The organism is Aureimonas sp. Leaf427, from assembly GCF_001425485.1.
Lineage (GTDB): Bacteria > Pseudomonadota > Alphaproteobacteria > Rhizobiales > Rhizobiaceae > Plantimonas.
Genome location: NZ_LMQW01000052.1, coordinates 93,678 through 112,950 on the forward strand (window position 1 = coordinate 93,678; position 19,273 = coordinate 112,950).

Annotated in this window: 21 protein-coding genes; 10 read left to right on the top strand and 11 right to left on the bottom strand. The window is 68.7% G+C overall.

Annotation, left to right across the window (positions count from 1 at the left end; genetic code table 11):
* The first annotated feature begins 162 nt into the window (after positions 1-162).
* On the top strand, positions 163-1,596 hold the full coding sequence (locus ASG62_RS23030) for a DEAD/DEAH box helicase family protein (RefSeq protein WP_056692982.1): 1,434 nt from the start codon (positions 163-165) through the stop codon (positions 1,594-1,596).
* 12 nt (positions 1,597-1,608) lie between these two features.
* On the opposite strand, the gene ASG62_RS23035 is transcribed toward ASG62_RS23030, so the two are convergent.
* From ASG62_RS23035 to ASG62_RS23060, 6 genes are all read right to left on the bottom strand, one after another.
* Entirely contained in the window at positions 1,609-4,002 is a 2,394-nt protein-coding gene (locus tag ASG62_RS23035) for an EAL domain-containing protein (protein WP_056692978.1), read from the bottom strand.
* A 294-nt stretch (positions 4,003-4,296) separates the two neighbouring features.
* Complete coding sequence (locus ASG62_RS23040; protein WP_056693188.1) at positions 4,297-4,788, bottom strand: ferritin-like domain-containing protein; 492 nt, start codon at positions 4,786-4,788, stop codon at positions 4,297-4,299.
* Between the two features lie 240 nt (positions 4,789-5,028).
* Complete coding sequence (locus ASG62_RS23045) at positions 5,029-5,379, bottom strand: BA14K family protein (RefSeq protein WP_056692972.1); 351 nt, start codon at positions 5,377-5,379, stop codon at positions 5,029-5,031.
* Between the two features lie 261 nt (positions 5,380-5,640).
* Complete coding sequence (locus ASG62_RS27085; protein WP_056692969.1) at positions 5,641-5,877, bottom strand: helix-turn-helix domain-containing protein; 237 nt, start codon at positions 5,875-5,877, stop codon at positions 5,641-5,643.
* Positions 5,874-6,056 carry a hypothetical protein gene (locus ASG62_RS27090; protein ID WP_056692966.1) on the bottom strand — a complete coding sequence of 61 codons (183 nt, stop codon included), beginning with the start codon at positions 6,054-6,056 and terminating at the stop codon, positions 5,874-5,876. The genes ASG62_RS27085 and ASG62_RS27090 overlap by 4 nt, the downstream gene beginning before the upstream one ends.
* A gap of 74 nt (positions 6,057-6,130) precedes the next feature.
* The gene (locus ASG62_RS23060) at positions 6,131-6,568 is read right to left on the bottom strand and encodes a DUF6894 family protein (protein WP_056692961.1); all 438 of its coding nucleotides are present in this window, start codon (positions 6,566-6,568) and stop codon (positions 6,131-6,133) included.
* A gap of 165 nt (positions 6,569-6,733) precedes the next feature.
* Between ASG62_RS23060 and ASG62_RS23065 the strand changes: the two genes are divergently transcribed.
* Both ASG62_RS23065 and ASG62_RS23070 read left to right on the top strand, forming a co-directional pair.
* Complete coding sequence (locus tag ASG62_RS23065) at positions 6,734-7,522, top strand: Crp/Fnr family transcriptional regulator (RefSeq protein ID WP_056692958.1); 789 nt, start codon at positions 6,734-6,736, stop codon at positions 7,520-7,522.
* Between the two features lie 60 nt (positions 7,523-7,582).
* Positions 7,583-8,044 (top strand): MarR family winged helix-turn-helix transcriptional regulator, encoded by a 462-nt coding sequence (locus ASG62_RS23070; RefSeq protein ID WP_056692953.1) that lies wholly within the window; start codon positions 7,583-7,585, stop codon positions 8,042-8,044.
* 123 nt (positions 8,045-8,167) lie between these two features.
* Here the strand turns inward: ASG62_RS23070 and ASG62_RS23075 are convergent, their stop codons facing one another.
* From ASG62_RS23075 to ASG62_RS23095, 5 genes are all read right to left on the bottom strand, one after another.
* Positions 8,168-8,416 (bottom strand): hypothetical protein, encoded by a 249-nt coding sequence (locus ASG62_RS23075; protein ID WP_056692948.1) that lies wholly within the window; start codon positions 8,414-8,416, stop codon positions 8,168-8,170.
* 2 nt (positions 8,417-8,418) lie between these two features.
* Positions 8,419-8,727, bottom strand: a complete 309-nt coding sequence (locus tag ASG62_RS23080; RefSeq protein ID WP_056692946.1) for a hypothetical protein — start codon at positions 8,725-8,727, stop codon at positions 8,419-8,421.
* A 285-nt stretch (positions 8,728-9,012) separates the two neighbouring features.
* Positions 9,013-9,228: a CsbD family protein gene (locus ASG62_RS23085; RefSeq protein ID WP_056692943.1), complete on the bottom strand. Its 216-nt coding sequence runs from the start codon at positions 9,226-9,228 to the stop codon at positions 9,013-9,015.
* Positions 9,229-9,416: 188 nt separating this feature from the next.
* Positions 9,417-10,748, bottom strand: coding sequence for an MFS transporter (locus ASG62_RS23090; protein WP_056692940.1), 1,332 nt, complete (start codon positions 10,746-10,748; stop codon positions 9,417-9,419).
* 252 nt (positions 10,749-11,000) lie between these two features.
* Positions 11,001-11,921: a LysR family transcriptional regulator gene (locus ASG62_RS23095; protein WP_082537104.1), complete on the bottom strand. Its 921-nt coding sequence runs from the start codon at positions 11,919-11,921 to the stop codon at positions 11,001-11,003.
* A gap of 311 nt (positions 11,922-12,232) precedes the next feature.
* Between ASG62_RS23095 and ASG62_RS23100 the strand changes: the two genes are divergently transcribed.
* From ASG62_RS23100 to ASG62_RS23130, 7 genes are all read left to right on the top strand, one after another.
* Positions 12,233-13,138 carry a polysaccharide deacetylase family protein gene (locus ASG62_RS23100; protein WP_056692937.1) on the top strand — a complete coding sequence of 302 codons (906 nt, stop codon included), beginning with the start codon at positions 12,233-12,235 and terminating at the stop codon, positions 13,136-13,138.
* Positions 13,135-13,830, top strand: coding sequence for a cysteine hydrolase family protein (locus ASG62_RS23105; RefSeq protein ID WP_056692932.1), 696 nt, complete (start codon positions 13,135-13,137; stop codon positions 13,828-13,830). The genes ASG62_RS23100 and ASG62_RS23105 overlap by 4 nt, the downstream gene beginning before the upstream one ends.
* Positions 13,827-15,221: an MmgE/PrpD family protein gene (locus tag ASG62_RS23110; protein WP_056692929.1), complete on the top strand. Its 1,395-nt coding sequence runs from the start codon at positions 13,827-13,829 to the stop codon at positions 15,219-15,221. Before ASG62_RS23105 ends, ASG62_RS23110 begins: the two co-directional genes overlap by 4 nt.
* Before the next feature lie 105 nt (positions 15,222-15,326).
* A complete protein-coding gene (locus ASG62_RS23115; protein WP_056692925.1) occupies positions 15,327-16,490 on the top strand; it encodes an acyl-CoA dehydrogenase family protein in 1,164 nt (387 codons plus the stop codon).
* Positions 16,490-17,623 carry a CaiB/BaiF CoA transferase family protein gene (locus tag ASG62_RS23120; RefSeq protein WP_056692922.1) on the top strand — a complete coding sequence of 378 codons (1,134 nt, stop codon included), beginning with the start codon at positions 16,490-16,492 and terminating at the stop codon, positions 17,621-17,623. The genes ASG62_RS23115 and ASG62_RS23120 overlap by 1 nt, the downstream gene beginning before the upstream one ends.
* Positions 17,620-18,468: a MaoC family dehydratase N-terminal domain-containing protein gene (locus ASG62_RS23125; protein ID WP_082537103.1), complete on the top strand. Its 849-nt coding sequence runs from the start codon at positions 17,620-17,622 to the stop codon at positions 18,466-18,468. The genes ASG62_RS23120 and ASG62_RS23125 overlap by 4 nt, the downstream gene beginning before the upstream one ends.
* Positions 18,465-19,265, top strand: a complete 801-nt coding sequence (locus tag ASG62_RS23130; RefSeq protein WP_056692918.1) for an HpcH/HpaI aldolase/citrate lyase family protein — start codon at positions 18,465-18,467, stop codon at positions 19,263-19,265. Before ASG62_RS23125 ends, ASG62_RS23130 begins: the two co-directional genes overlap by 4 nt.
* The last annotated feature ends 8 nt before the right edge of the window (positions 19,266-19,273 follow it).

The following is a 19,273-nucleotide window of genomic DNA, read 5'->3' on the forward strand; positions in this document are numbered from 1 at the left end:
GTCGCGAACCCTCTCGGGGCGGTTTGTCACACGTGAATCAAACCCGGGCGGAGCCGGCGGGTTCATCGTCGGAGAGCAGAGCCGGCCGGCTACGTGCGATCGTCCGTGCGATGCTTTAAAGGGCGAGGCATCCCTCCCTCGCCTGCCGCCGAACGGACCGCCTTGCCCCCTGCCGCCGCCCCGCCCGTCTTCGTCCCGCGTCCCCATCAGAGCGAGGCGCGCGACCGCATCCTCGCGGCGAAGGCCGAGGGGCGGCCGGGCTTCCTCCTCGGCGACCTCACCGGGCTCGGCAAGACGCTCTCGGCCTGGCTCGCCATCTCCGCGATGCCGGAGCGCGAGGTGCTGGTGATCTGTCCGAAGGGCGCGATCCCGCAATGGCGGCGCACGATCGCCGGCTCGCCCGCGGTGGACAAGAGCGTCACGCTTCTGAACTTCGAGCGCACCAAGCAGCTGATGGCGCCGCCCGCCGTCTCCAACCGCCGTTCGGTGCGCGCCCGCAACAACGAGCTGGCCCGCAAGGGCAGCCTGAAGAAGCCCTGGCCGATCGTGGTGATCGACGAGAGCCACCGCATCCGCAATCCCGCCTCGCAGCAGGGCCTCGTCTGCCGGGAGGTCGCAAGCTCCGCCGCCTTCACGCTCTACATGAGCGCGACCGCCGGCCAATCGCCGCACGAGCTGTCCTATCTCGGCCGGCTGCTTTCCTATGCCACGGGCGGCGCGCCGACCCCGCCGGGCGAGGAGATGGATGCGTTCCGCGCGCTGATGAAGCGGCTTTCGATCGGCCGGGCGAAGGGGCGCTGGAAGAACTGGGCCTGGGAGCCGAACGAGCGCGACCGGGACGTCATGTCGGCCCTCCTCTACAAGGGACCGAGGGCGATTGGCCTGCGGCGGCGGCCCGAGGAGATCGCGGGCTGGCCGGAGGTGCAGCGGGAACTGGCGCCGACCGCCCTCGATGCGCCCGCCCGCCGCCTCTACGACGCGACCTGGCGCGAGTTCCGCCGCGAGCTCGGCCTTCTCGGCGGCTCGACGCGCAAGCCCGCCGGCTGGGCGGCGGACCTGCGCTTTCGCCAGAAGGCGAGCCTCCTGCGCTGTCCCGGCACCGCCGATTTCGCGGCCGATCTTCTCGACGAGGACCAGCAGGTCGCGATCTCCGTCGCCTTCCTGGAGACGAGCACGCTTCTCGCCGACACGCTGCGCGGCCGGGGCTGGCGCGTCGGCGAGATCAACGGCGAGCGGAGCGGCGAGGCGAACGAGGCGACGCGCGTCGCCTTCCAGACCGGCCAGCTCGACGCCGTCCTCTTCACCGTCACCGAATCGATCTCGCTCCATCGCGGCGAGATGGACGGGGGCGAGCGCGAGCGGTCGCTGCTCGTTCACGACATGCGCCACAGCGCGATCCAGCTCCAGCAGATCGAGGGCCGCTGCCACCGCGACGGGCAGCGCGCCGTCATCTACTACACCTATGCGGAGGAGACCGTGGAAGAGCGCATCGCGGCGCTCGTCCTCGTCCGCATGTCGGCCATGGATTCCATCGCGGGCGACGATACGAGCCTCATCGACGCGATCGCCGAGACGCTCGGACAAGGCCTCGATTGAGCCGGCTTCGATTCAGGCTCTGAGAGCCGAGGGGCCCACCGCGTCCGGCTGGTCCTGGCGGAGCAGGAGGTCGCGCGCATGGGCCGCGGACAGGGGGCGCCCCAGGAGATAGCCCTGCGCCTCCTTGCAGCCGAGACGCTCCAGAAGCGCCAGCTGCTCGGTGGTCTCCACGCCCTCCCCGACCGTTCCGACGCCCAGATCGTGCGCCATCTGGATGACCGCCTTCACCACGGCCATGGCGCTCGGCTTGTCGGGCGCGGCCTGGACGAAGGTCCGGTCGATCTTGATCTTGTCGAGGGCGAAGTCGACGAGATGGGCGAAGGAGGAATAGCCCGTTCCGAAATCGTCCATGGCGATGGTCACGCCGAGCTGCCGGAGGATCTGGAGGCTCGCGGCGATCCGCTCGCCGTCCTCGACGAGGGCGGTCTCGGTCAGCTCGATGCAGAGCCGCGCGGCATGGAGGCCGCAGGAGGCGAGGACGCTCGCCACCGTCAGGGGAAAGACCTCCGATCTCAGCTGCACCGGCGAGGCGTTGACCGCGACATGCACCCCGGCCGGCCAGGAGGCCGCCTCGCGGCAGGCCTGCGCCAGGACCCAGTCGCCGATCTTGGCGATCAGCCCGGTTTCCTCGGCGATGGGAATGAAGCGATCCGGCGGAATGAGCCCGCGCTCGGGATGGTTCCAGCGGATCAGAGCCTCGAAGCCGACGATCCGTTGGTCGGGATAGCGGCAGATCGGCTGATAGAAGAGGACGAACTGGTCGCTTTCCAGCGCGAGCCGCAGATGGGCCTCGATCCAGCTCCGCTCGGTCGCGGCCTCCAGCATGCCGATCTCGTATCTCTGGCTCTGCCGGAGTCCCCGCGCCTTGGCCTTGAACAGCGCGAGATCGGCATATTGCGTCAGAGCCTCGCCGTCCCGCGTGTCGGCCGTGGTGGCGATGCCGACGCTGCAGCCGAGAACGACCGAATGCCCGAGCACGGCGATCGGCCGGGCGACCTCCTTGACGACGGTCTGGGTCAGCCCGTCGATGGCGGCCTCGTCGGCCGTGCGGGAGATGATGGCGAGTTCGTCGCCGCCGAGCCGGTAGGCTCTTTCCTTGTGCGTGCAGAGGGTCTTGAGGCGCCGCGCGATCTCGATCAGCACCTCGTCGCCGGCAGCCTGGCCCAGCGTGTCGTTGATCGACTTGAAGCGATCGAGATCGATGAAGAGGATCGCGACATCCTTGCCGGCCTGCAGCGCGGTCGCCAGATCCGTCTTGAAGGCGCGGCGGTTGCCGAGTTCGGTCAGCGGATCGGCGAAGGCCAGGCGTTCCAGCGCCTTCTGCGCCTCGCGCTCGCCCGTGATGTCGTCATAGGTCAGCACCGCTCCGCCATCGGCCATCGGCCGGCAGGCGACGGAGATGACGCGCCCGTCGTCGAGCTCGTGCTCGAGATAGGTCGTGTCCTCCTTGGCGAACCAGAGGAAATGGTTGCCGATGATCCGCTTGGTTCGCGTCGCGCTCCAGCCGAGGCGCTGACCGAGATGAGTCAGATAGGTTTCCCATCGCATGCCGACGGCGACGTCAGCGCCGTCGATGGCGAAGACCTGGAGAAGACGCTCGTTGAGAAGGGTGATGACGCCGTCGGAGCCGATGACGAGGAGGCCGTTCGACATATTGGCCAGCGCCGCGCCGAGGAGCGCGCCTTCCTGCCGCTGCCGGTCGAGCTTCGCCGCCGAGATGGCGATGTAGGACGCCATGAGGAGAAGGCAGAGGACCGTGATCACGAGCACGGTGACGAGCGTCGCCTGGTCCGTGCCGGCCCATCCCGTTTCCTCCATCGGCTCCAGCCGGAGGCCGAGCATGGCGACAAAATGGACGAGACAGACGGCCAGCACGATCGAGGCGACCGCCAGCGGCCTGTAGAGGCGCCGGCCCGGCAGCGAGAGGGCGGCCGCGAAAAGGCCGATGCCGAGAAGGGTGGACAGGAGAGAGGCGGTCGGCAGATGGGTCGCGATACAGCCTTCGAGAGCGCCCATTCCCGTGAAGTGCATCACGCTGACGCCGGCGCCTGCAATGCCGCCGCCGATCGCCTGCAGCCACCGCCGTTTCGTCAGGACGGTCGCCGCGAGCGGAAGTCCGATCAGAAGGATGCCGGTCAGGGCGGAGAGCGCGGTGATGCCCGGATCGAATCCGACGATAAAGGGCTGCCGAAACCCCAGCATGGCGACGAAATGGGTGGTCCAGACACCCAAGCCCGCGACGAGGGTGATCGCGGCCATCCACAGGGACCGGTCCACGGTCTCGTTCGCCCGGGCCCGCTGCATCATCGAAACGAGCAGTCCCGCCGTGATCGAGCAGATCAGGACGGCGCCGAGGATGAAGGCCCCCGAATGATCTGCGACGAGATGACGGATCGCGGTTTCCATACAAGAGTAAGGCGATCAGAAAGTTTGCAACCTCATAAACGCCGCCCCCGTAAATATTGCGAAACCCTCGTCGCAAAACCGTTTTCGGCCGCGACTGGATGGCGGCGAAAGCGCCGGACTCCTCCCCTGGAACTCTGGCAAGCCCCGCTCTTCGATCATGAAAAAGGCCCGCCCGGATCTCTCCGCGGCGGGCCTTTTCGTTGCAATCGGAACGTCATGACGGCGCTCGTGAAAATGTCCGAGCCCCGGAGCGACATCGCCCCACGCCGCGATCCCTCGTAAGGGCCGCCGGTATCAGTCGTCCGCTTCGGCGTTGACGGAGGTCTCGGCGAGATCGGACAGGATGTCGTCCGTGTTCTCCTCCTCGATCAGCGTCTCCTTCAGAAGGGCGGCCGCGTCGTCGTGTCCGAGCTGGTTCGCCCAGGCATAGAGCGTGCCGTAGCGCGTGATCTCGTAATGCTCGACGGCCTGCGCGGCCGCGATGATCCCGGCATCGAGCGCTTCCGATCCCGCGAACTCCTCAACGACCTCCTCGCCTTCCGCGATGATGCCGAGGATCGCCTTGCACTCGACGCCTTCCGGCTTGGCGTCGACGAGGCCGAACACCTCCTCCAGGCGCTTCACCTGCGTCTTCGTCTCCTCGAGATGGACGCCGAGGGCCGACTTGAGGTCCGTCGAGGTGGCGGCCTCCATCATCTTGGGAAGCGCCTTCAGGATCGCGTTCTCGGCGAAATACGTGTCCTTCAGCTGATGCAGGAAGAGGTCGTTCAAGGTCTGGTCGGCCATGATCATTTCCGATCGATGTTTGCAGAGGACGATGTGCGCGGCAGGGGCGCGGCTCCGTCGGGACGGCGGGACGCGCCGCCGGCGCAGACCGGTAAGGGTACCGCGCCCCGCGGGTTCCGGAGAGATCGCGTAGCCGCTACCCGACGTTGCCGCGAAGCCAGGTTCTTCGCGCGAGGCCGGGCGTTTCGTCGCGGACACGGGCTTTGGAAAGGCCCGCTTGCGCGGGCCCCTGCAGCGTCGTCAGAGGCGGCACTGCCGCAGTCGGCCGTTCCGGTCCCGGTAGAGGTTGGAACGCGGGTCGTAGCTGCGATAGGTCGCAAGGCAGGCCCGATCGTGGCGGCTCAGCCGGAGACGGCGGTCGTCCCGGCGGTCGCGGCGGTCGTCCGAAAAGCGCGGGGGCGGGCCGCGGCGCTCGTAGCGGTCGTTCCGATCCTGGCGCATGTCCCGACGGTCGTCGGAACGCCGCTCGTAGCGGTCGCCGTCGCGGTACTGGACCTCGATCGACCCTGCGCTGGAGGGCGCGGCGAAGGCGGTGGCACCGACGAGCGCCATCGCGGCGGCCATCGCCAGCTGCTTGAGATTGATTGTCATGAAGGACTCCCTGTGGGCTCCCGCAACGGGCCACCGTCCCGTCGGTTCCGCTCCTCAGCTTCCGGCGTCGCCTTCGCCGGACCCGGTCCAAGCCTTTGAACATCAAGATGATGAGCCGGGCTTGCCCCACTCTCGATGGCCGTTGGATACAGCTGTCCCGGCGCGCCCGGCACCGATGTCCTCGGCGCGCGGGCGGGCGGCAGGCCAGGCGCGGCAGAGGGCGGCGTCCCGGTGGCAGGCTCTACGGGTGAAGCGCGGCGGTCACTTGTCGACGAGAAGGCCGACCGGCACGTCCAGCACGTCGGAGAGCACCGCGAGCTCCAAATTCTGCGGCTGCGATCCCTGCTCGATCGCAGCGAGGCGCTCCTCGGTCATGCCGGCATCCGCCGCGACGTCGTGCTGCGACAGGCCGGAGGACTGCCGGAACGCCTTAACGGCGGGCGCGCCCTCCCCGATCGCCTCGACGACCGGATCGGGGATCTCGAACGTGTCGCTCAAGGCTGCACCTCGCCGTCGATACCGGTCTCCTCCGCCTTCAGGCGCCCGGCGATCTGGCTGTCGGTCCAGCCGCGCAGCCAGTCCCGCCCCTGATCGGACCCGGAAGCATAGCCGCAGCTGCCGGTCGGCTCGGCCTGCAGGAAGGCGCTGAGACCTTCTTCGTAGGGAATGTTCGACATGGATTCGGCTCCTGAGGTGGAAGGGACTTGTTGTGTGGCCGGGATCTGAACCGCCGGCATCGAGGGTCGCTGCTCTACTGGATCGTCTCCCGCCGGACGACGAGGCCGTCGCCGACCCGGTCGCCCTCTTCCAGCGAGGTCAGCGCGGCCACCGCGAGATGGGAGGCGAAGGGGCCGTAGTTCTCAGGATCATGGACGTCCCTGATCCAATCGAGAGCCGTGTCCATCGCCGCGAGGATCCGTTGGGGAACCTCCTTCGCGAGGATAGGGGGCTCCTCCACCGGGCTTTGCCGTTCGCCCGTGAAGCGCACGACGGCGACGAGACGGTCGGTATCGTCCTTGACCGTGACCCTCACCTCCGCCCGGTCCGGCATCTTGCCGTCGATATCCTGGAGCAGCTCGCCGCAGGAGACGACCGCCGCCGACCACGCCTCGGCATCGTTCGCGAGTTCGGCACCGAGCGTGTCCGTGAAAAGCGAAACGCCGGAGACGTGGAAGAAGTATCGCGGCATGTGAGAGCTTTCGGCTGCCGCGCCATGCGCGGCCGATCGTCGGGCTCTGCAAACAACGGCGCCTGCGAGGAGGGCCTGAGGTCTCAACGTGGGAGCGACGAAATCGTTGCCCCTTGGGATTTCGACCGCTATCGGTCTCATACGAGGATCGAGGCCTGTCGTATCATGGATGTCACGCAGTCGCTCAATCTTATGATCCGGAAACTCGAAGGCTTCCATCCTCTCTCCTCGGCCGACAAGGATCTCCTGCAGCATCACAGCCGCACGATCCGCGAGATTCCCGCCCGGCAGGACATCGCGAGCGAGGGGGACCGGCCCGATTTCGTCTATGTCATGGTCTCGGGCTTCGCCTGCCGCTACAAGCTCCTCGCGGACGGACGGCGCCAGATCATGGCCTATATGGTGCCGGGCGATTTCTGCGATTTCCAGGTCTTCATCCTGAAGGAGCGGGACCATGGCATCGCCACGCTCTCCAACTGCAAGGTCGTGCAGATCCCGGCGGAAAGCGTCCTGGAGCTGACGGAACGCCCGGCGATCGCCCGGGCCTTCTGGTGGGCCACCCTCGTCGACGAGGCCACCTTGCGCGAATGGCTGGTCAGCATCGGGCAGCGCGAGGCGGAGGTGCGCATCGCCCACCTTCTCTGCGAGATGCTGATGCGCCTGCGCGCGGTCGGGCTGGTGGAGGGAAACAGCTATTCCCTGCCCCTCACGCAGGCCGACCTCGCCGATACGATGGGCATGACCGTCGTGCATGCGAACCGCATGCTGATGAGCCTTCGCGAGAAGGATCTGATCGCGATCGACGGGCGTCAGGTGACGGTGATCGACGTGCGCCGCCTCGAAGAGTTCGCGGGCTTCAATCCCAACTACCTCCATCTTCAGGCCGGCTCGACACCGAAGCCGGCGGCCCGGCAGGCCGGCGACGATAAAAACCCGACGCTCCAACCTATGTGAATGCTAAGCTTCAGTGAACGGTTACGTTTCTTTCGGGATAGAGACCTCGAGGAAACCGTCATGCAGAAGTCCGTCGAACCGGTGTTCGAACCGTCTGAAGACATCGTGCCGACGCTGATCCTGATCTCGAAGTCCATGCGCGCGCTGCACGGGATCAAGCTCGCCAGTCTCGGCTTCCACAATGGCCAGGACGAGCTTCTCCTGGTGCTCGACGAGACGGGAATGACGACGAGCGCTTTGGCGGACGAGCTCTGCGTCCGCCCGTCCACCGTCTCCAAGATGATGGACCGGCTGACCGAAAAGGGCCTCGTGTGCCGCGAGGACGATCCGCGGGACAAGCGCCGGACCATCGTGCGCATCACGCCCGCGGGCAAGGAGGTGTGCAAGCAGCTCGCCGCGGCCCGCCGGGAGCTCGAAGACGACCTGAGGCGGTCCCTGCCGGTGGATGTCCGCAGCTCGATCGTCGCCAGCCTCACCAAATGCCAGATCCACCTGACGAAGAAGCTAAGCCGGCTTAGGTAGAAGCCGGCTTACCAATTTTTGGGCGAACACGGTGACGGCCTATCTCCCCGTCGCGTGCGGCGAACGGCACCTTTCATCCCGTCCACCCTCATCCGCGCCATGCGCCGGATCGGGCCCACGGCCTTACGAGGCCGTCGCCGGCCCCTCGCGCCGCTTCAGGGGGACGATGCCGCCTTCGTCATTGTCGGGTATCGCGCCCGCCTCCGAGTCCGTCACCGCGTTCGCCTGCGCCTCCGGGTGATAGTCGGGATCGGGCGAGCCCTCGGCGCCGACCAGCGTGTCGGAAACACGGGGCGTATCGCCGTTCTCGGGCACCCGATCCTTCTCCTCGGCGGCCTTGCGCGAGAACACGGTCTTGCTCTGTTCGGTCACGATCAGGCCTCCTCGACATCGTGCGCGCTGAACTCCGCGAAGGCCTCGCGGATGACGGCGGCCTTCGCCTCGTCCTCGATATCGACGGACAGTTCGATCGATCCGTTGAGGGCTGCGTCGCCCCGCTCCTCGACGCTGGGCTCGCCGGCCTTGGCATCCGATCCCGCGACGTCCTCGCCGGCCGTGTTGTCGGCGCCCGCGGCGGCGACGAAGATGTCGGTCCGCTCGATCCCATGCTCCTGCACGAGACGTTCGATGGTCATCTCCGCCTCGCGCCGCGTCTCGAACTGCGCCGTCAATGTCGTGCCCATGGCTCGTCTCCTCTGGATGGTCGGTCCCGAAGGCAACGCACGAGCCGATCAAAGGACGCATGCGGCGCGCGATGTTCCGGGCCGTCATGGCTCGCCTGGAAAGAGAAGATGCCGGAAACCCGGCGGATACGGGAAAGCCTTGCGACGATCCGTCCGCTCGTCGCCTCCAGCCATGCGTCGCGCCGCCGGACGAGAAGCCCGCATCCGGCGCCGGGCCGCTCTTCAACGCGAAAAGGGCAGGCTCCTTTCGGAACCTGCCCTTCGTCGAAAGCCGTCGACGGCTTCTTAGAGCTTGCGATGCGCCGCATCCGAGAGCTTGTCGGCGCCGGACTTGACGGCCGACTTCGCGTCGCCGACCGCCTGCTGCGCCTCGCCCTTCAGTTCCTGCGCCTTGCCGTCCGCCTGGAGACGCTCGTTGCCCGTCACCTTGCCGGCGGCCTGCTTCACGTTGCCGATCGCCTCGTTGGCCAAGCCGGAAATCTTGTCGCCTGCGCTACCCATCGGTCTCTCCAGAGGTTCGGACGATGTTGTCCTGGGCTTGGAAATGCTCAGACGCGACTTTGGTTCAATTTCCGCGGCGCTGAAATCCGGCGCACGCTCGGCCGGGACAGGTTCGGTGGTCTCGACGGCGCGCGAAGGCCCGATTCTCCTGCCGCGCCCGTCATGGCTCCGAACCGTCGAGCGGCCGTTCAGGTCTTCAGCGGCCGGTTGTTCGTCTCCTTCGCCGCGAAGACCGAGACGATGGTGACGGCCAGCGTCGCCCAGACATAGATCTTCAGGGGCAGGGTTCCGGCATACTCGCGGTGCAGCGTCGCGAAGACCAGGGGCGCGATGCCGCCGCCGACCGCGCCGGCCAGCGTGTAGGCGAGCGAACTGCCGCTGTAGCGCACGCGCGCGGTGAACTGTTCGGCGACGAAGGAGGCCTGCGGCCCGTACATGGCCGAATGCAGGACCAGCGCGACGACCAGCGCGACCGTGATGAGGACGGGATCGCGGCTGTCGAACAGAACGAAGACGACGCTGATCCAGCCGGCGGAGAGGAGCGCGCCGCCGATATAGACGATGCGGCGGCCGATGCGATCGGACAGCGCCGAGAAGGCGAGGCAGCCGAAGCCGTTCGCCAGGACGCCGAGCATGACCCCGCCGAGCGCGGTCGGACGCGGGACGCCGAGGGTCTGCGTCAGGTAGGTCAGCGAGAAGACCACGAGGAAGCCGAAGAGCACGTCCGATCCGATCCGCGAGCCGGAGGCGACCAGGAGATCGCGCAGATGGCGGGTGAAGATCTCCGTGATCGGGGCCTCGGCCTTGCCGCCCTCCTTCTCGAGCTTCTCGAACTCCTTCGATTCCGGAACGCCCTTCCGCAGCCAGACGCCGAAGGCGACGACGAGAACGCTGGCGAGAAACGGCACGCGCCAGCCCCATTCGACGAAGCTGGCATCGGAGACCCAGGTCGTGAAGAAGGCCAGCGTCGCCATGCCCGTGACGATGCCCAGCATGGCGCCGACCTGCGCCCAGGAGGACTGGAAGCCGCGATGCCGGACGGAGGCCTGCTCCGCCGTCAGAAGCACCGCCCCGGCCCATTCGCCCCCGAGCGCGACGCCCTGGACGAAGCGCAGGAGGACCAGCAGAAGCGATCCCCAGACGCCGATCGTCGCGTAGGTCGGCAGAAGGCCGATGGCGAAGGTGCATCCGCCCATGAGGACGAGCGTCCACATCAGCACCTCGCGCCGGCCGACGCGGTCGCCCAGCCGCCCGAAGAGGAAGCCGCCGAGCGGGCGCGACAGATAGCCGACCGCATAGGTCGAGAAGGCGAGGATCGTGCCGGCGATGGGATCGAACTGGGGAAAGAAGATCTGGTTGAAGATCAGCGCCGCCATCGTGTTGTAGAGCGTGAACTCGAACCATTCCAGCGCGGTGCCGACCATGCTCGCGGCGGCGAGGCGCTTCGGCGACGGCCGTCGTCCGGCCTCGGCGGGCGGCGAGCCGGTCAGCGTGACGGTGCCTGCGTTCGTATCGGTCATGGATGTCCTCCCCCTGACGGCCGTCGAAAGATCGGGTCCTTGCGGAAGGAAGCCCCATCCTGTTCGGCTTTTCGTGTTTCCGGAACACCGCGGCTCGTTCCCGCCGCAGGCTGGGATGAGAGTGATGAGGGCCCGGAAGGGGATCAAGCGAGCCGGGACTTCTAACTGATATGCCGCTTGGTTATGCCGCCTTGGGCGGTGCCGGCGGCGGCGGCGTCGAAGGTCTGCCGCGCGAGCATCGCCGCGTCGCCGTCAGGTCGTGGCGCCCGGCCACCGGCCGGTCCGCACGAGGTCGAGCACCTGGAGGCGAAGCTCGCGCGTCACCGTGCGCGAGGCCAGCGAAAGCGGATGCTGCGTGGAGGTTCCCAGCATCATCGTGCGCGACACGTCCTCGCGCCGGATCGGACGGGCCGTCAGCCGGCCGGCGGCGACGTCGCGCTCGACGGCCGGATACGGCAGGATCGTCATGCCCGCACCGGTCTCGACCAGCGCCTTGATCGTCAGGAGGGCGTCGATCTCCAGCCCGACCCTCAGCCGGACGTCGAGCGCCTCCGCGGCGTGCTCCAGAAGCACGCGCAGGCCATGCGACCGGCTGGGCAGGATCAGGTCCAGCGGCGCGATCTCGGCGAGGCCGACCGGCCCGCTCCCCTCCGGCAGCCCGCCCTTGCCGATCAGATAGAGGCCCTCGACCAGCAGCTCGTCGGAAGACAGCTGCCGGGTGCTGCCGAGCTTGTAGAACAGCGCGATGTCCAGCCGGCCGCTGAGCAGCCATTCGGTGACATGCCCGCTGAAGGCTTCGATCACCTTCAGCGCGATGCGGGGATGCTGGGCGCGCAGCCGCTGGACGAGCGGCGGGATCAGGAAATGCCCTTCGGTGGGCGGCACGCCGAGCACGACCTGTCCCTCCGCGACCCCGCGCAGATCGCCGATCTCGCTCTCGATCCTCTGGAGGCCCGACAGGACCCCCGGCGCATGCGTCATCAGGAGGCGGCCGGCCTCCGTCAGGTCCATGCCGCGCCCCGTCCGGTAGAAGAGGGCGATGGCGAGGCTCTCCTCGAGAAGGCGGATCTGGCGGCTGATCGCCGGCTGGGTCACGCCGAGGATGGCGGCCGCGCGCGAGACGCTGCCGGCCTCGGCCAGCGTCACGAAGTAACGCAGTTGGCGAAGTTCCATGTCTGCGCGCCCCCTCCGTCCGACGCCGCCCCGGCTGCGGCCGCCGGACGAGACGCGGCGCGCGGGCGGGTCGAAGACCGATGCGATCTGACCGGATCGCGCGTCCCCGATCAATAGGCCCCCAACGAATCGATCCGTCCGCGGCGGGGAGGCCGGCGGCCCGTCGCGCCGACCGGCGTCCCCGCCGGCATAACTGGTTGAACCGGAGCGGTTCTGGTCAGGCCTTGCCGCCCCGCCGCATAAGACCGGGGCGAGCCCGGCGGCCGGCCGGGCCGCGCGCCATCCACGATCTCTGCGCCAGGGAAGACCGCATGCAGCTTTCGTCCGAACTCTCCAAAACCTCCGCCGCCCATCCACGGATCGCGTTTTCGTGGGCAGGCCAGAGCCGTCCCTCGTCGATCCCGAACGACCGGCGGATCATCGTCCACTTCGTCCTGAACGTCGAAAGCTGGCCTTTCGACCGGCCGATGCCGCGCGAGCTGCTGACGGCGCCGCACGGCACGCGGCACCTGCCGGACGTTCCCAATTTCTGCTGGGCCGAGTACGGCCTGCGGGTCGGCCTGCCGCGCATCCTGCGCCTGTTCCGGGAGCGGGGGATCACCGCTTCGGTCAGCCTGAACGCCGGCGTCGTCGACGCCTATCCGGCCTGTTTCGAGGCGATCCTGGAAACGGGGTGGGAGCTGATCGGACACGGCATCGACCAGGTCTCGATGCAGTCCGCCCCCGACGAGCGGGCGATCGTCGAACAGTCGATCTCCCGCCTGGAGGAAGCCAGCGGCCGCAAGGTGCGCGGGTGGCTCAGCCCCGGTCTCAGGGAAAGCTACGAGACGCCCGACATCCTCGCCGATCGGGGCATCGACTATGTCTGCGACTGGGGGCTGGACGATCGTCCCAGCTGGATGTCCACGTCCGGCCGCCCGCTGATCGCGATGCCCTATTCGCTCGAGCTGAACGACAGCGTGGTCTACGCGGTCGAGAAACACCGGTCCGACGAGCTGTTCTCGCGCCTGGTCTCGACCCTCGACTGTCTCGGCGCGGAGGTCGGCACCTTCGGCCCGCGCGTCCTCGGCATCGGCCTCCATCCGCATCTGATGGGGGTGCCGCATCGCTTCGTCTTCCTGCAGCGCATGCTCGACCGTCTGACGGCCCACAAGGACGTCGATATCCTGTCGGGTTCGCAGATCGCGGACTGGTTCGCCGAAAGCCAACCCGCATGAACGCGCGCCACCCTGCGATCCTCGACGCCTTCGCGGAGCGTTTCGCCGCCGCCCACACGGCCCTCGTGATCATCGACATGCAGAACGACTTCTGCGTCGACGGCTATGCGGCCAGCGCCGCCGGGCGCCCCCTCGCCGCCGCGCAAGGCATCATACCCTCGATCGCCCGCCTCCTCGCCGCGGCCCGCGAGGCGGGCGTCCTCGTCTGCCATGTCGGCTTCTGGACGCTGCCGGATCACGGCAGCGATTCCGGCCCCTGGCTCGCGCAGCGCCGGCGCTCGACCTACGCCTCCGACAGGATCGCCATCGCGGACACGCACGGCGCCGCCTTCGTCGACGCTCTGGCGCCTCTCGGCGGCGAGCTCCAGATCCGCAAGCACCGATACAGCGCCTTCAAGGGCACCGATCTCGACATGCTGCTGCGCGCGCAAGGCATCCGCAGCGTCGTGACCACCGGCGTCTCGACGAATGTCTGCGTGGAAAGCACGCTCCGCGAGGCTTTCGAGCTCGGCTACTACCTCTGTGTTCCGCGCGACGGCTGCGCCTCCTGGGACGCAAGCCTGCATGCGGCGACCCTGCGCAATGTCGAGGCGCGGTTCGGAATCGTCGGCGACGTCGATGGCCTCACCGAGGTCTGGAGGTCTCCGGCCTCGGCCCCCTCACCCCTTTCCCGAAAGGATGCAGCCCGATGACGACGTCGCTGACCGAGGACGCGGCGCGCTTCGCCGCCGGCCTCTCCTTCTCGGACATCCCCCCGGACGTCGTGCGCATCGCGCGGCGCTGCATCGTCGACGGTCTCGGCGTGATGCTGGCGGGAAGCCGCCACGAGACCCTCGTCGTGGCCGAGCGCTATCTCGGCAGGGTCGGCGGCCACGGGGTCTCGCGCGTCGTCGGGCACCCCGCGCTCAATCTGTCCGCGCCGCAGGCCGCGTTCTGGAACGGGCTGTCCGGCCACGTCATGGACTGGGACGACACGCAGCTGGCGGAGGGGCCGGGCCGCCCCTACGGCCTGCTCACCCATCCGACCATTCCCCCCCTGTCGGCGGTCCTGGCCGTTTCCGAATCGCTCGGGGGCGTCGGCGGCGAGGCTCTGCTGACCGCGTTCGTCTGCGGCGTCGAGGTCGAGTGCAAGATCGCCGAGGCGATCAATCCCGACCACTACAATCTCGGCTTCCACACCAGCGGCACGATCGGCACGTTCGGAGCCGCGGTCGCGGCGGCCAAGCTTCTCGGTCTCGATCTGGCCGGAATCCGGGCGACGATCGGCGGCGCGGCCTCCATGGCCGCCGGCATCCGCGCGAATTTCGGCACGATGGGCAAGCCCCTGCATGTCGGCCGCTCCTCCGAGAACGGCGTGACCGCCGCGATGCTGGTGAAGGAGGGTTTCACCTTCGACGACGACGCGCTGGACGGCCGGTGGGGCTATCTGGCGGTCGCCGGCCGCGGCGGCGAACCCGGCCTCGTCCTCGGGCGGTTCGGACGGCCCTTCGCCCTCGTCTCGCCCGGCATCAGCGTCAAGCCCTACCCGTGCGGGGTGCTGACGCATCCCTCGATGGATCTGATGAAGGCCGTGATGCAGGACGAGGCGCTCGCGCCCGCGGATATCGAGAGCGTGACGCTCCACGCGGCCAACAACATCCTCCACCCGATCCGCTACCGGATCGCGACGACCGAACTGCAGGGCAAGTTCTGCATGGCCTTCCTTCTGTCGGCGATGATCCTGCGCGGGCGCGCCGGCAAGGAGGAGTTCACCGACGCCTTCGTGCGCTCGCCCGAGGTCCAGGCGATGCAGGCGCGCGTTCACACGCAATACGATCCCGCGATCGACGCGATGGGACAGGATCGCATCCTGTCGCGGATCGAGGTGTCGACCACGGACGGACGGCGCCTCTCGCGCATGTCGGATCACCGCTATCGCGGCGGCCCGGATCATCCGCTCTCCGACGCCGAACTCGAGGAGAAGTTCCTCGACGGCGCTCGCGGCGTGCTGCCTCCGGCAAGATCTCGCGAGTTGCTCGACGCCGTCTGGCGGGTCGAGACGCTGCGGACCAGCCGGACGCTTCTCGACCTCGCCGCGGCCTGAGGTCGGGCGGACCGCCGGCCACCTCGGGCCGCGAAAAGTTCGCGCCCCGCGCGAGGCGGGCACTACCTTTCGATCCGACATCCATTCCAGCGTGGGGACAACACGATGCAAACGGTCGCCGGCGAGGGCTTCGACGAGATACGCGACGCGATCCGCGGTCTCTGCGCCCAGTTTCCCGCCGAGTATCATCGCAGGATCGACGAGGCGCGCGGCTATCCCGAAGCCTTCGTCGACGCCTTGACCAAGGCGGGCTGGATGGCCGCGCTGATCCCGGAGGACTATGGCGGCTCGGGCCTCGGCCTGACGGAAGCCTCCGTGATCATGGAGGAGATCAACCGGGCGGGCGGCAATTCCGGCGCCTGCCACGGCCAGATGTACAACATGAACACGCTCGTCCGGCACGGCTCGGAGGAGCAGCGCCGGACCTATCTGCCACGGATCGCCAGCGGCGAGCTGCGCCTGCAGTCGATGGGCGTGACGGAGCCGACGACTGGGACCGACACGACCCGGATCAAGACGACCGCCGTGCGGAAGGGCGACCGCTACGTCGTCAACGGCCAGAAGGTCTGGATCAGCCGGATCCAGCATTCCGACCTGATGATCCTCCTGGCGCGGACCACGCCTCTCGACCAGGTGCGGAAGAAGTCGGACGGCCTGTCGCTCTTCATCGTCGATCTCAGGGAGGCGCAGACCGCGGGCATGACCGTCCGGCCGATCCTCAACATGGTCAATCACGAGACCAACGAGCTGTTCTTCGACAATCTGGAAATCCCGGCGGAGAACCTGATCGGCGAGGAGGGCCAGGGCTTCCGCTACATCCTCACCGGCCTCAATGCCGAACGCACGCTGATCGCGGCGGAGTGCATCGGCGACGGCTACTGGTTCATCGACAAGGTCAGCGCCTACACCAAGGAGCGCGTCGTCTTCGGGCGGCCGATCGCCCAGAACCAGGGCGTGCAGTTCCCGATCGCCGAAAGCTTCATCGAGGTCGAGGCGGCCAATCTGATGCGGTTCGAGGCCTGCCGGCGCTACGATGCGCACAAGCCCTGCGGAACCGAGGCCAACATGGCCAAGTACCTCGCCGCCAAGGCCTCCTGGGAGGCGGCCAATGCCTGCATCCAGTTCCATGGCGGCTTCGGCTTCGCCTGCGAATACGATGTCGAGCGCAAGTTCCGCGAGACGCGGCTCTATCAGGTCGCGCCGATCTCGACCAACCTGATCCTCTCCTATGTCGCCGAGCACGTGCTCGACCTGCCGAGGTCGTTCTGATGGCGAGCGCGGGCAGGCCCCTGGAGGGGCTCCTGGTCGTTGCGATCGAGCAGGCGGTCGCCGCGCCGTTCTGCACGTCGCGCCTCGCCGATGCCGGGGCGCGGGTGGTCAAGATCGAACGGCCCGAAGGCGATTTCGCCAGGGGCTACGACGACGTGGCCAAGGGTCAGTCGAGCTATTTCGTCTGGCTGAACCGCGGCAAGGAATCGCTCGTGCTCGATCTCGCCTCGGCCGAAGGCAAGACGGCCCTGCAGGGCCTGCTCGAAACGGCGGACGTGCTCGTCCAGAACCTGAAGCCCGGCGCGCTCGGCCGTCTCGGCTTTGCGCCCGAGACCCTGCGCCGGCGCCACCCGCGCCTCGTCTCCTGCTCGATCTCGGGCTATGGCGAGACCGGACCGCTGGCGGAGCGCAAGGCCTACGATCTCCTGATCCAGGCGGAATCCGGCCTGTCCTCGATCACCGGCGGCCCCGACGCGCCGGCCCGCGTCGGCATCTCGATCGTCGACATCGCCACCGGCGCCACCGCCCATGCCGCCATTCTGGAAGCGCTGATCGCGCGCGGCGTCACCGGCGACGGCGCCGACATCCGCGTCTCGATGTTCGACGTCATGGCCGACTGGCTGACCGTGCCCCTACTCCACCAGGCGGGCGGCAAGCCCCCCCGGCGGATCGGCCTCGCCCATCCCTCGATCGCCCCCTACGGCGTCTTCACGGCGCGGGACGGTGGGGAAATCCTGATCTCGATCCAGAGCGACCGGGAATGGGCGGCGTTCTGCGCCGAGTTCCTGAAGGCGCCCGAGCTGGCGAGCGACGAGCGCTTCGCGCGGAACGTCGCGCGCGTGCGCAACCGCGCGCTGACCGACGAAAGGGTCGCGGAGGCGTTCGCCGGCTACGACGCGGCGGAGGCCCGGGCGGCGCTGCTGCGCGCCGATACCGCCTTCGCCTCGGTGAACGACATGGCGGCTCTCGCCGCGCATCCGCATCTGCGACGCATCACGGTGGAGACCTCAGCCGGCCCCCTCTCCCTGCCCGCGCCCGCGCCGATCCTCGTCGGAGTCGAGCGCGCCTACGGCGCCGTGCCGGCGATCGGCGAACATGCGGCACTGGACGAACGGGAAAGGCGCGCATCGTGAGCGAGGGGATCGACATCGACCGTCTCGGCGCCTGGATCGGCCGCGAGGAGGTCGCGACCGAGACCGTCGGCGCCGATCTGGCGCGCAAGTACCATGCGACCTTCGACGCTCCGGGCGAGCCGCCCGGCCCCGGCGAGGTCGTGCCGCGGATGATCCATTTCTGCCTGGCGCAGCCCGCCGCTCCGACGGGCGGGCTCGGTCCCGACGGCCATCCGGCGCGGGGCGGCTTCCTACCGCCGGTGCCGCTGCCGCGGCGCATGTGGGCGGGCGGCGACGTCCTCTTCCACGGCGACCTGCGCGTCGGCGACGCGGCGACGCGGACCTCCCGCATCGAGGCCGTCGTTCTCAAGGAGGGGCGCAGCGGCCCTCTCTGCTTCGTCACGGTCGGCCACCGCATCGCGGTCGACGGCGCGCTCGTGGTCGAGGAGCGGCAGGACATCGTCTATCGCGGGCCGGAGGCGCCCGGCGGATCGCCGGAGGCGGCGCCGCCGGCCGAGGAGGGTGTCCATCGGCGCCCGATGACGGCCGGGCCGCCGCTCCTGTTCCGCTACTCCGCCCTCACCTTCAACGGCCACCGCATCCATTACGACAGGCCCTATGCCCGCGAGGTCGAGGCCTATCCGGGTCTGGTCGTCCACGGCCCCCTGCAGGCGGCGCTGCTCTATCGTTACGCCGGCGAGTTGCGCGGCACTCCGCCGAAGCGCTTCGCCTTTCGCGGCCTCTCGCCCCTCTTCGACACCGACACCTTCGCGCTGCATGCGAGCGAGGAAGGCGAGGCGCTGAGGCTCTGGACCGCCAGACGGGCCGGCCCCGTCTGCATGAGCGCCGGAGCGCATTGGGCATGAGCGCGATCCTTCATATGCGCGTTCCGCTCTTCGTGCCCGCCGACCGGCCCGATCGCTTCGAGAAGGCGGCGGCGGCCGGCGCGGATGCCGTCATTCTCGACCTCGAAGACGCCGTCTCGCCCGGCGCCAAGGACGAGGCCCGCGCAGCCCTGCGCGGCCGCTTCGCGCCGCTGCCGCTTCTGGTGCGCGTCAACGGCCTCGGCACGCCGTGGCACGAAGCCGACATGGCGGCGCTGCCCGGCAAGGGCTTTTCCGCCGTGATCGTGCCCAAGGCCGAGAGCGGCGCGGCCTTCGCGGCCCTGTGCGCCGCCTCGCCCCTTCCGGTGATCGCGCTGATCGAGAGTGCGCGGGGCCTTGCCGATGCGCGCGGCGTGGCGGCGACGGGACAGGTCGCGCGCCTCGCCTTCGGCAGCATCGACTTCTGCGCCGATCTCGGCTGCGCCCACACGCGCGAGGCCCTCCTGGCGGCGCGCAGCGAGATCGTTCTGGCCTCGCGGCTGGCGGGCCTTGCCGCGCCGATCGACGGGGTGACGACGGCGATCGACGATGCCTCGGCGGTCGCCGGCGATGCGCGCCATGCGCGCGAGCTCGGCTTCGCAGGCAAGCTCTGCATCCATCCCCGGCAGATCGAGGCGATCCGCGCCGGCTTCGCCCCCGATGCGGCGGAGGTCGCCTGGGCCCGCAAGGTGCTCGCCGGCGGCGCCGGAGCGGCGGCCGTCGACGGGACGATGGTCGACGAGCCCGTGCGCCTGCGGGCGAGGGCCCTGCTGAGGCAGGCCGGCGAAGGCGCGGCCTGACCTGACGC